Genomic DNA, 11,072 nt, shown 5'->3' with positions numbered 1-11,072 from the left:
ACAGGCATGTGCCGGAAAAGCGATTCTGGCCTGATTTTCGGATGTCGACGCGGCTGAAAAAAGTTTCAAGGCAACACCGATCAGACAACAACGGCAACACATATAACTAGACGAGGACACGGCAATGGCATATTTCGAACTGGTAGAGAAGATGGCGCCGAATGCGGTCATCAAGGTCGTGGGCGTGGGCGGCGGCGGCGGCAACGCCGTGGCGCACATGGTCAACGGCAGCATCGAAGGCGTCGAGTTCATCACCGCGAACACCGATTCGCAGGCGATCAAGAACTGCGGCGCGAAACTGCAGCTCCAGCTCGGCGGCAACGTCACCAAGGGCCTGGGCGCGGGCGCGAATCCGGAAGTCGGTCGCCAGGCCGCGCTGGAAGACCGCGAACGCATCATGGATGCGCTGCAGGGCGCCGACATGGTGTTCATCACCGCCGGCATGGGCGGCGGCACCGGCACCGGCGCCGCGCCGGTCGTCGCGCAGCTGGCGAAGGAGATGGGCATCCTGACCGTCGCCGTCGTCACCAAGCCGTTCCCGTTCGAAGGCCGCCGCCGCATGCAGGTCGCGCTCAAGGGCATCGAGGAGCTGTCGCAGCACTGCGATTCGCTGATCACGATTCCGAACGAGAAGCTGATCACCGTGCTGGGCCGCAACGCCACCATGATCCAGGCGTTCCGCGCCGCCAACGACGTGCTGCAGGGCGCGGTGCAGGGCATCGCCGACCTGATCGTGCGTCCGGGCCTGATCAACGTCGACTTCGCCGACGTGCGCACCGTGATGAGCGAGATGGGCCTCGCCATGATGGGCACCGGCACCGCGCGCGGCGACGATCGTGCGCAGGCCGCCGCCGAAGGCGCGATCAACAATCCGCTGCTCGACGACGTCAACCTGGCGGGCGCCAACGGCATCCTGGTCAACATCACCGCTGGCCCGGACTTCACCATGGCCGAGTTCGACGAAGTGGGCCGCACGATCGAGAATTTCGCCTCGGAAGACGCGACGGTCGTGATCGGCACCGTGCTCGATCCGGACATGCAGGACGAGGTGAAGGTGACCGTGGTCGCCACCGGCCTGAACCGCGCCGTCGCCCGCCAGGCCGTGCGCACGCAGGACCGCGACGAAGGCTTCGCCCCGGCGCGCCGTCCGCAGGTGCAGTTGATCAACACCCAGGGCCGTCGCGACGGCAGCACCGGGATGATGATCGACGAGCCCGCCGCGTTCACCCCGGGCGCCGGCATCGCCGCCAACCTGCGGGGCCGCGGTGTGTCCGACGGTTCGACTCCGCCCGCCGCAGACTTCGGCAGCGACAGCAGCTATCTGGATATTCCGGCATTCCTGCGTCGTCAGGCCGATTGATGCCGTCCATGGCGCAGCATGACGGGTTTCGGGTCGTCCGGCCCGCACATCCGTGTGCGGGCGTTCGGCGATGCGCGAGGCGGTGCCTCGCGACCGCATCGCCTCACCCGGCATTCCTGCGTCGTCAGGCCGATTGATCCGCAAGGCGTTCGATCCAACGCGGTATCGCGCCGCGCCGGTGTGTCCCCGGCGCAGCGCAGCACGACTTTCCTGCCGGGTCCACGGGCCCGGCAGGCTTTCTCCGTCCCGCCGCCATGCACCCATGTTGCGCTGCGGGAACAGTGCGTCGCTTCCGTTCAGGTTCAGCTGCGCGCGTGCTAATCTCGCCTCCGATTACGCTGAAACACCGGTATTTCCGGCACGTCCGACCTCCGAACATGGCCCAGCAACGCACCCTCCAGAACACCATCCGCGCCACCGGCGTGGGGCTGCACAGCGGCGAAAAGGTGTACCTGACCCTGCGTCCGGCCCCGGTCGACACCGGCATCGTGTTCCGCCGCGTGGACCTGCAGCCGGTTGTCGAGATCGCGGCCCGCGCCGATTACGTCAGCGAAACCGTGCTGTGCACCGGCCTGTCGCACGATGGCGGCAAGGCGATGACGGTGGAGCATCTGATGTCCGCGCTCGCCGGTCTGGGCGTCGACAACATCTATGTCGATCTCTCCGCGCCCGAAGTGCCGATCATGGACGGCTCATCCGGCCCGTTCGTGTTTCTGCTGCAGTCGGCCGGCATCGTCGAACAGAACGCACCCAAGCGCTTCATCCGCATCCTCAAGCCCGTGGAAGTGCGCGACGGCGACAAGATCGCCCGTTTCGAGCCCTACGACGGCTTCCGCCTCGGTTTCACCGTGGAATTCGATCATCCGGCGATTCCCGCCTCGCGCTCGCGTGCGGTGGTCGAATTCTCGACCGAGAACTACATCCGCGAAGTCAGCCGTGCCCGCACCTTCGGATTCATGCGCGATCTCGAGTTCATGCGCGAGCGCAACCTCGGCCTCGGCGGCTCGATGGACAACGCCATCGTGCTCGACGAGTTCCGCGTGCTCAACGACGACGGCCTGCGCTATGCCGACGAATTCGTCCGTCACAAGATCCTCGATGCGGTGGGCGACCTGTATCTCGCCGGGCATCCGATCCTCGGTGCCTACGAGGGTTTCAAGTCCGGCCACGCCCTCAACAACAAGCTCGTCCGTGCGCTGCTCGCCGAACGGTCGGCGTGGGAAGAAGTGGTCTTCGAGCGCGACGAACCGGTCCCGGTCGTCTTCGGGACCCCGCAACTGGCGTGAGCCCCTCGACCCGGATCGTCCGGGTCCCGACAGTCCGAACGCGGCGGGCGGATTGCCCGATCCGTGAACCCCGACCGTGCGTTTTACCAAAACTTAACGAAAAAGCCCCGGCTTCTTAACCCGCCCCGATCCCCCGGTCGGTACGATGCCCCCTTCGCGCTTGTCGGACCGCCCCCAAAACGGAGGCAGGACCGGCGAGCGGACATCAGGAAGGGTCCCCCCGCGTCGAGTCGTCGCGGGGTGCGAGCGCGGTCGCGAAGGCTTCGCGTGCGGCCGCGGAGAGGGGAGGGGCAGTGACGGCAGTCGAAGTTCCGGGGGGTTGTGGCCGCATCGCCTGCGGCCCGGTCGCGGTCTTCACCACCAGATCGGTTGCTTCCAGCCCGAAGGAACGGGCCGCGTCGAGGATGTCGGTCGCCGCAAGCCGCAGTCGGGCATGCCAGACCGGTGCATCCACCAGGTAAACGAGTCTTCCGCGATCGACGTTCGCAAGCCGCGCATGCGCGGCGAGCGCAGGCGGAAGGCAGGGACGAAGTTGCTGATCCAGCGCTTCCAGCCACAGCGCCCGGCGAAGAAAGTGATCGCCCGGGCCGCTGGCCTCGTCGCCCATCAGGGCGTCGATGGCGACCTGCGGTCCTGCGGGACGGCCGGGCGGAGGCGGAATGGGTCGCGAACGAGACATTGAACCCATGACTGTACACAGCTTCATCCAGATTGCGCAGCGTCACGCCACCGTCGCCGCCCACGCCGTTCAGACGACCGCCGTGCATGCGTGGGAATCGCTGCGTCCGCGTGCGATCCGCGCCGCCGAGCTCGGCGCCACCGCGATGCGCGAGAAACCCGGTTATGCCGCCGTCGCGCTGCTGATGGCCGGTGCGCTGCTCGGAACCACCGGTCAGGTCTGGCTGCGCGATGCGGCATCGGTCCGTCTTCAGGCGGAGGTCGTCGCCCAGCGCGACAGCCTCGCCGCGACCCGGCTCGAAGCGCAGCGCGAAGTGAACGCGCTCGCCGCGCGTCTCGGCGAGCTGCAGGCCGAGGCCAGCCGTCTCAACGCGCTCGGCGAGCGGCTCACCCGTGTCGCCCAGCTCGGCGACGGCGAATTCGATTTCGACAAGCCGGTCGGCGTCGGTGGTGCCGGCCCGGTCCGCGACATGCCGGCCCAAGAACTGCGCAAGGGCCTCGCCGGTCTGGACGCGCAGCTCCGCCATTCGGGCAGCCAGCTGTCGGTACTCGAAGCGCTGCTGTTCAACCGTGAGCTCGACAAGAGCACGATGCCCACCGGGCACCCCATCGCGGACAGCTATATCACCTCCGGTTTCGGCTATCGCGCCGATCCGCTGGGCGGCGGCAGCCAGTACCACAAGGGCGTCGATTTCGAAGCCAACACCGGCGATCCGGTGCTGTCGGTCGCCGATGGCGTCGTGACCTTTTCCGGCGTCCGCAACGGTTACGGCAACGTGGTCGAGGTCGATCACGGCAACGGCTACGTCACCCGCTACGCGCACAATTCCCGTCTCGTCGGTCAGGTGGGCGACCTCGTCCGTCGCGGCCAGGAGATCGCCAAGGCCGGCTCCACCGGTCGCTCGACCGGCGCGCACGTGCATTTCGAGGTCTGGGAAAACGGCGCGGTGGTCAATCCGCACCAGTTCCTGGGCGAAGTCCAGCCGGCGAAGCCCGCCGGCAAGGGCTGATCGCGGGGACCTGCCGCGCCGGGGGGCTTGATACCCCCGCGGGGCGGCACCAAGTACAATCCCGTGTTGCGGAGGGGCGCACTGCGCCCCTTTTTGTTGCGGACGCCCGCCGGACCGGCGGCCTCCGCCCGATTCCCCTTTCGATCATTCCCAACCCATGCTCAATCGCCTGTTGACCAGTATCTTCGGCAGCCGCAACGATCGTCTCGTCAAGCAGCTCGGCGGCATCGTCAAGAAGATCAACGCCCTCGAACCGCAGATGCAGGCGCTGTCAGACGCCGAGCTCCAGGCGAAAACGCCCGAGTTCAGGGAACGCATCGCCAACGGCGAGTCGCTCGACAAACTCCTGCCCGAAGCGTTCGCGGTCTGCCGCGAAGCCTCGAAGCGCGTGCTGGGGATGCGCCATTACGACGTCCAGCTGATCGGCGGCATGGTGCTGCACCTCGGCAAGATCGCCGAAATGCGCACCGGCGAAGGCAAGACCTTGGTCGCGACCCTGCCGGTGTACCTCAATGCCCTCGAAGGCAAGGGCGTTCACGTGGTCACCGTCAACGACTATCTCGCCAAGCGCGACTCGGCGTGGATGGGCAAGCTCTACAGCTGGCTGGGCCTGTCGGTGGGCGTGGTCTATCCGGGCATGAATCACGGCGACAAGGCCGCAGCCTACGGGTCGGACATCACCTACGGCACCAACAACGAATTCGGCTTCGATTACCTGCGCGACAACATGGCGCTGTCGAAGGAAGACCGCCACCAGCGCGGCCTGCATTACGCGATCGTCGACGAAGTCGACTCGATCCTGATCGACGAAGCGCGCACACCGCTGATCATTTCCGGCCCGGCCGACGAGTCGCCGGAACTCTACGTCAAGGTCAACCGCGTTGTCCCGCAGCTCAAGCGGCAGGAAGTGGAGGACGGCGTCGGCGATTTCTGGGTCGACGAGAAGAGCAAGCAGGTGCATCTGTCCGAAGCCGGCCAGGAGCACGCCGAAGACCTGCTGCGTCGCGGCGGCATCATCGACGCCGAAGACGGCCTGTACGCCGCGCACAACATCCATGTGGTGCATCATCTCAACGCCGCGATGCGCGCGCACGCGCTGTTCCAGCGCGACGTCGACTACATCGTGCGCGACGGCGAAGTGGTGATCGTCGACGAATTCACCGGCCGCACCCTGCCGGGCCGCCGCTGGTCCGACGGCCTGCACCAGGCGGTCGAAGCGAAGGAAGGCGTGCCGGTGCAGCGCGAGAACCAGACGCTCGCCAGCATCACCTTCCAGAACCTGTTCCGCATGTACAAGAAGCTGTCGGGCATGACCGGCACCGCGGACACCGAAGCCTACGAATTCCAGAACATCTACGCGCTGGAAGTGGTGGTGATCCCGACCCATCGCCCGATGGTGCGAAAGGACCATCCGGACGCGGTGTTCCTCAACAAGGCCGGAAAGTACCGCGCGGTGATCAACGAGATCAAGGACGCCAACGCCAAGCGCCAGCCGGTGCTGGTCGGCACCACGTCGATCGAAGTCTCGGAAATGCTGTCGCAGCAGCTCAAGGACGCGGGCATCACCCACGAGGTGCTGAACGCGAAGCAGCACGAGCGGGAAGCGCACATCGTCGCCCAGGCCGGTCGTCCGGACGCGGTCACCATCGCGACCAACATGGCCGGCCGCGGCACCGACATCGTGCTCGGCGGTTCGCTGGAAGCCGAGCTGGCCGCGCTCGAGGCCGAGCACGGCGGCGAGCTGGACGAAGTCACCCGCGCGCGGGTCAAGGCCGAATGGCAGCAGCGCCACGACGCGGTGAAGGCGAGCGGCGGCCTGCACATCATCGGCACCGAACGCCACGAATCGCGCCGCATCGACAACCAGCTGCGCGGCCGTTCCGGCCGTCAGGGCGATCCGGGTTCTTCGCGCTTCTACCTGTCGCTCGAAGACAGCCTGATGCGCATCTTCGCGGCCGACTGGGTGCAGCGGATGATGGCGCGGATGGGCCTGAAGGAAGACGACATCATCGAAAGCCCGCTGGTGACCAAGCAGATCGCCGGCGCGCAGCGCAAGGTCGAAGCCCACAACTTCGACATCCGCAAGAATCTCCTCGACTTCGACGACGTTAACAACGACCAGCGCAAGGTCATCTACCGGCAGCGCGACGAGTTGCTGGAAGCCGAGAGCGTCAAGGACAACATCGACGGCATCCGCGCCGACGTGGTCGCCGACCTCGTCGAGCGTTTCGTGCCGCCGAGTTCGATCGACGAGCAGTGGGACCTGCAGGGCCTGCAGGCCGAGCTGGCCGCCGAGTTCAACCTGCAGTTGCCGGTCGCCGATCACGTCAAGAGCCGCACCGAGATCGACGCCGAAGGCATCGCCGCCTACGTGCAGGACGCGGTCGCGCGGATGTTCGAGGAGAAGGAAGTGGCGGTCGGCGGCGAGACCATGCGCATGCTCGAGAAGCACATCATGCTGACCGTGCTCGATCAGAGCTGGAAGGAGCACCTCGGCCGCATGGACTATCTGCGCCAGGGCATCCATCTGCGCGGGTATGCGCAGAAGCAGCCGAAGCAGGAATACAAGAAGGAAGCGTTCGAACTCTTCAGCGAAATGCTGGAGAAGGTGAAGCGCGAAGTGGTGTCGCTGCTCGCCCGCGTGCGCATCCGCACCGAGGCCGAGATCGCGCAGGCCGAAGCCGCCGAGCGCGCCCGCGCCGAAGCGGTCGCGCGGCAGATGCAGTTCCAGCATGCCGACATGGGCGGCTACGGGACCGACGAGGAAGCCGCCGATCCCGAATACCAGGATCCGTCCGAGGTACCGAAGGTCGGGCGCAACGATCCGTGCCCCTGCGGTTCCGGCAAGAAGTACAAGCACTGCCACGGCCAGTTGGCGTAAGCCGCCCGGCGCGCCGACACGACCCACGAAACGCCCGCGGCCACGCGGGCGTTTCCGTTTTCGGGCGGCACGTTCCGGCGGCGCGCTTCGCGCTTGCCCGCGCTCCTGTCCGGCGGTACAACAGCGGGCATCGATCGAACGCACGGCGTCTTTTCCGACATGAGCGACAGCGACCGAAGTCGAAACGGCAAGCACATCCACGTCGTCGCCGGCGTGATCGTCGATGCGCGCGATCGCATCCTGCTGGCGCGCCGCACCGAGGGCCGCGATCTCGCCGGGCTCTGGGAATTTCCCGGCGGCAAGGTCGACCCGGGCGAAACGCCCGAGGCGGCGCTGGTGCGCGAACTGCGCGAGGAGCTCGGCATCGAGGCGCGCGTCGGCACGCCGGTGATCGCGGTTCCGCAGCAGTACCCGCACAAACGCCTGCGGCTGGACGTGCGCCGCATCGACGCCTGGACCGGTACGGTGAAAGGCCTCGATGGCCAGGCGCTGGTCTGGGTACCGTCGCACAAGCTTGCGAGCTATGCGATGCCCGACGCCGATCGCCCGGTGGTCGCGGCATTGCAGGATCCCGATCGCTACCTGATCACGCCGGAGCCGGGCGAAGACGCCGCGCGCTGGCTCGCGGCGCTGCGCGCGGCGCTCGACGCCGGCGTGCGCCGCGTGCAACTGCGCGCGCCCGCATTCGCGGTGGGCGATCCGGGGCGTTGGCGCACGCTCGTGGAACGCGCGCTCGCGCATGTCCGCGACACCGGCGCCGAGGCGCTGATCAACGATGACGTGGCGATGGCGGAAGCGTTCGGCATCGGCGTGCATCTGCGCGCGCCGCGATTGCGCACGCTGTCGTCGCGTCCGCTGCCGAAGACGCAGCTCGTGATCGCGTCCTGCCACGATCTCGAAGAATTGCGCCTCGCGCAGTCCATCGGCTGCGATGCCGCGGTACTCGGGCCGGTGCTGCCGACCGCCTCGCACCCCGGCGCGCCCGGCATCGGCTGGGAGCGGTTCGTCGAACTGCGCGAGCAGGTGGCGCTGCCGATCTACGCGCTCGGCGGCATGGCCGTCGGCGACGTCGCGCTCGCACGCAGCCACGGCGCGCAGGGCATCGCCGCGATCCGGGGGCTGTGGCCGGGCTGAGCGTTGCGGTGCACCATGGATGCCGGGCGATCCGGACAAGCTCTCCGCTGCCGTCCGTTGGAGGTACAGTGTCGATCGCGACGGGGCCTGTCATATCCGACAGGCGACCGTCGCCGGGGGAGCGGGGCACCATGCCGCGAGGGCGCCACGACAGCGTGGCGCCGCACTGCGATTCTGGATGTGCTTCACCTGGATGTGTTTCACAAGGAGGGCGCCCGGGACGGCGGCAGATCACGACCGCTCGGCCCATGCGCTCGAACGATCACGCGACGCAAGCGCGAATGGGAGAGGGTCATGATCACACGCAGGGAATTGCTCAAGGCGGGCCTGACGGCAGGTGCCGTATCGGTGTTTTCGGGAACGGTCGGCGGCCTGTCCGCCTTCGCGCAAAGCGGTCCGGTGATGCGGCGCAGTTTGCACGGCATGGCGCTGGACGATCCCGATCTCGCGGCCTATCGCGATTTCGTCGGCCTGATGCTGGCGAAGGACCAGAACGACCCGGTCAGCTGGCTGCAGTATTCGCTGATGCACGGTCGCTACGGCGGCAACTACCGCTATTGCCCGCACGGCGACTGGTACTTCCTGCCGTGGCACCGCGAGTTCGTGCTGATGTACGAGCGTGCGGTGCGCGCGCTGACCGGCCACACTGCGTTCGCGATGCCGTACTGGGACTGGACCGTCGATCGCACGATGCCGCAGGCCTTCACCGATCCGACCTACAACGGCAAGCCGAATCCGCTCTACGTCCCCAACCGCACGCTCAATACCTCCAACTGGCCGCTGCCGGACGCCTGGGTGTCGCAGAAGGTGCTCGACGAGAAGGTCTATTCGCAGACCAACTTCCAGCTGTTCGGCACCAGCAAGAACCCGAAGCAGGACAGCCTCGACATGGCCTGGGTCGTGCGCGGCGGCGGCGTGCAGGGATTCCTCGAAGGCACGCCGCACAATCTGATCCACAACTCCATCGGCGCCTTCATGCCGAGCGCGGGTTCGCCGCGCGATCCGATCTTCATGATGCATCACGGCAACATCGATCGGATCTGGGCCAACTGGAACGCGCTGGGGCGGAGCAACACCGACGACATGTCGCCGACGGACCGCAATCTGTGGATGAACATGTATTTCAAGGACAACTACCTGACGCCGACCGGCCAGACCTACGGCGCCTATCCGCGGGACCTGCAGGACATCCGTGCGCTGGGCTATACCTATCCGGGACTGCCGACGCCGGACAACGCGATGCCCGACGAATCGCGCGACGCGCGATTGCTCTCGCTGCTGTCGGCCGACACGACCCTGGAAAACCTGCGCGTGCTGCCCGCCGCGAACACCGAGGCGGCCACGCTGCGCGCGCCGCTGGTGCGACGCGTGCGCATGCCGTCCACGTTGAAGAGTCAGGTGCTGGCGCCGATGGGAGCCGCCAGGGACGACGCGGAAGTGTTCGCGCTGATCCGCGACATGGAGGTCGGCCCGGACGTGTCGTCGGTCCGCGTCTTCGTCAATGCCGATGCGCTGACGCCGCAGACGCCGGACACCGATCCGCATTTCGCGGGCGAGATCGGTTTCCTCGCGCATCCGGACAGCGGCGAAGGCCACGAGGCGCACGGCAAGGCGCCGCCGTCGGCGATGATCGATCTCACCTCGACGGTGCGCGATCTGGCCGGACGCGGCCTGCTCAAGGACGATCGCATCTCGGTGCACCTGATTCCCGTCCTGCGCGATGGCGCGCGGGATGGCGCGGGCGCACGCGTGGTGCCGGCCTCGATCGAGATCGTCGTGGCTTGAGTGCGGTAGGAACCGATCCGACCCGCTGAATCGTCGCTGTCCGTCGGCCGGTGTCGCGCAACATCGGCCGGCGGCTGCGGTCGATGATGGCGTCAGCGAAACACGCGGAGGTCGCCATGCGCTTGTCCGGTCTGCCGTCGTTGCCCTTCGGCGCAGCGGCCGTGTGCGTCGCGATGCTGTGCGTCGCGACGGCCTGCGCATCCGCGCAGTCGCGGGTGCGCGCGGCGGATGCGTCGGCGTTCCCGCTGCGCCTGTGCCTGTCCCCGGACGCGGCGACCCGCGCGGGTCTGTCGCGCGGCGATGTCGGGCTCGAGGTGGCGCTGCGCCATCGCGTGCCGCAGCTGCGATACACCCCGGCCTTCCGCGTTTTCGCGGTGCAGGCGAACGGTGTGCGGCAGGAGATCCACGCCTTCGGCATGCAGCCGGACATCGTCGAACGCGGACGCCCGGTGACGCAGCGGTTCGCGGTCGATCTGCGCGGACACGCGCTGACGCCCGATGCCCGCGGCCGGATCTGTTTCGAGATCGAACGCGCCGACGGGTCGCCCGGTGAGGCGGCTCCCCCTGCGATGGATGTGTCGATCGGCTGGCGTTCGTCGCGCGTGCCGTAACGCTCGCGCATGAAGATGCGCGCATCGCATCGAAGCGCCCGGGTCGCGCATCGCGCGACCCGGGGCGAAGCGATCAATCGTCGGAATTCAGCAGATTCTGCTGCCGCGCCCGCCGCGTCCACGCGTGGCGACGATGCTGATCGCGTCGCCACGCGTGGGGTTGATGAATCGCCGGGGCTGTTGATGGCGTACGTCAGACGAAGCGATCAATCGTCGGAATTCAGCAGGTTCTGCTGCCGCGCCCGCCGCGTCCACGCGCGACGACGATGCTGATCGCGTCGCCACGCGTGGGGTTGATGAATCGCCGGGGCTGTTGATGGCGTACGT

8 protein-coding genes are annotated in these 11,072 nt (G+C 67.4%); 7 read left to right on the top strand and 1 reads right to left on the bottom strand.

Annotated features, from left to right (window positions below; all coding sequences use genetic code 11):
* The first annotated feature begins 124 nt into the window (after positions 1-124).
* Together ftsZ and lpxC are read left to right on the top strand one after the other, a co-directional pair.
* Positions 125-1,360: a cell division protein FtsZ gene (gene ftsZ, locus ABD974_RS16545; RefSeq protein WP_345304436.1), complete on the top strand. Its 1,236-nt coding sequence runs from the start codon at positions 125-127 to the stop codon at positions 1,358-1,360.
* Positions 1,361-1,737: 377 nt separating this feature from the next.
* Positions 1,738-2,646 (top strand): UDP-3-O-acyl-N-acetylglucosamine deacetylase, encoded by a 909-nt coding sequence (gene lpxC / locus ABD974_RS16540; RefSeq protein WP_345304435.1) that lies wholly within the window; start codon positions 1,738-1,740, stop codon positions 2,644-2,646.
* Positions 2,647-2,851: 205 nt separating this feature from the next.
* On the opposite strand, the gene ABD974_RS16535 is transcribed toward lpxC, so the two are convergent.
* Positions 2,852-3,325 carry a DciA family protein gene (locus tag ABD974_RS16535; RefSeq protein ID WP_345304459.1) on the bottom strand — a complete coding sequence of 158 codons (474 nt, stop codon included), beginning with the start codon at positions 3,323-3,325 and terminating at the stop codon, positions 2,852-2,854.
* Positions 3,326-3,470: 145 nt separating this feature from the next.
* On the opposite strand from ABD974_RS16535, the gene ABD974_RS16530 reads away from it, so the two are divergent.
* From ABD974_RS16530 to ABD974_RS16510, 5 genes are all read left to right on the top strand, one after another.
* Positions 3,471-4,334: a M23 family metallopeptidase gene (locus ABD974_RS16530; protein ID WP_425562723.1), complete on the top strand. Its 864-nt coding sequence runs from the start codon at positions 3,471-3,473 to the stop codon at positions 4,332-4,334.
* Between the two features lie 157 nt (positions 4,335-4,491).
* The gene (secA, locus tag ABD974_RS16525) at positions 4,492-7,215 is read left to right on the top strand and encodes a preprotein translocase subunit SecA (RefSeq protein ID WP_345304434.1); all 2,724 of its coding nucleotides are present in this window, start codon (positions 4,492-4,494) and stop codon (positions 7,213-7,215) included.
* 159 nt (positions 7,216-7,374) lie between these two features.
* Positions 7,375-8,349, top strand: a complete 975-nt coding sequence (locus ABD974_RS16520; protein ID WP_345304433.1) for a Nudix family hydrolase — start codon at positions 7,375-7,377, stop codon at positions 8,347-8,349.
* 294 nt (positions 8,350-8,643) lie between these two features.
* Positions 8,644-10,134 carry a tyrosinase family protein gene (locus tag ABD974_RS16515; protein ID WP_345304432.1) on the top strand — a complete coding sequence of 497 codons (1,491 nt, stop codon included), beginning with the start codon at positions 8,644-8,646 and terminating at the stop codon, positions 10,132-10,134.
* A 116-nt stretch (positions 10,135-10,250) separates the two neighbouring features.
* Complete coding sequence (locus tag ABD974_RS16510) at positions 10,251-10,745, top strand: hypothetical protein (protein WP_345304431.1); 495 nt, start codon at positions 10,251-10,253, stop codon at positions 10,743-10,745.
* Positions 10,746-11,072: the final 327 nt, after the last annotated feature.

The organism is Lysobacter hankyongensis, assembly GCF_039543145.1.
Classification (GTDB): Bacteria; Pseudomonadota; Gammaproteobacteria; order Xanthomonadales; family Xanthomonadaceae; genus Lysobacter_I; species Lysobacter_I hankyongensis.
The sequence above is the reverse complement of the archived record's forward strand: the minus strand, read 5'-3'. Positions and strand labels throughout refer to the sequence as shown.

Bases quoted from the DNA above. Each gene is read 5' to 3' on its own strand.
- ftsZ (WP_345304436.1), top strand. From the start codon at position 125: ATGGCATATTTCGAACTGGTAGAGAAGATGGCGCCGAATGCGGTCATC.
- lpxC (WP_345304435.1), top strand. From the start codon at position 1,738: ATGGCCCAGCAACGCACCCTCCAGAACACCATCCGCGCCACCGGCGTG.
- ABD974_RS16535 (WP_345304459.1), bottom strand. From the start codon at position 3,325: ATGTCTCGTTCGCGACCCATTCCGCCTCCGCCCGGCCGTCCCGCAGGA.
- ABD974_RS16530 (WP_425562723.1), top strand. From the start codon at position 3,471: ATGCGCGAGAAACCCGGTTATGCCGCCGTCGCGCTGCTGATGGCCGGT.
- secA (WP_345304434.1), top strand. From the start codon at position 4,492: ATGCTCAATCGCCTGTTGACCAGTATCTTCGGCAGCCGCAACGATCGT.
- ABD974_RS16520 (WP_345304433.1), top strand. From the start codon at position 7,375: ATGAGCGACAGCGACCGAAGTCGAAACGGCAAGCACATCCACGTCGTC.
- ABD974_RS16515 (WP_345304432.1), top strand. From the start codon at position 8,644: ATGATCACACGCAGGGAATTGCTCAAGGCGGGCCTGACGGCAGGTGCC.
- ABD974_RS16510 (WP_345304431.1), top strand. From the start codon at position 10,251: ATGCGCTTGTCCGGTCTGCCGTCGTTGCCCTTCGGCGCAGCGGCCGTG.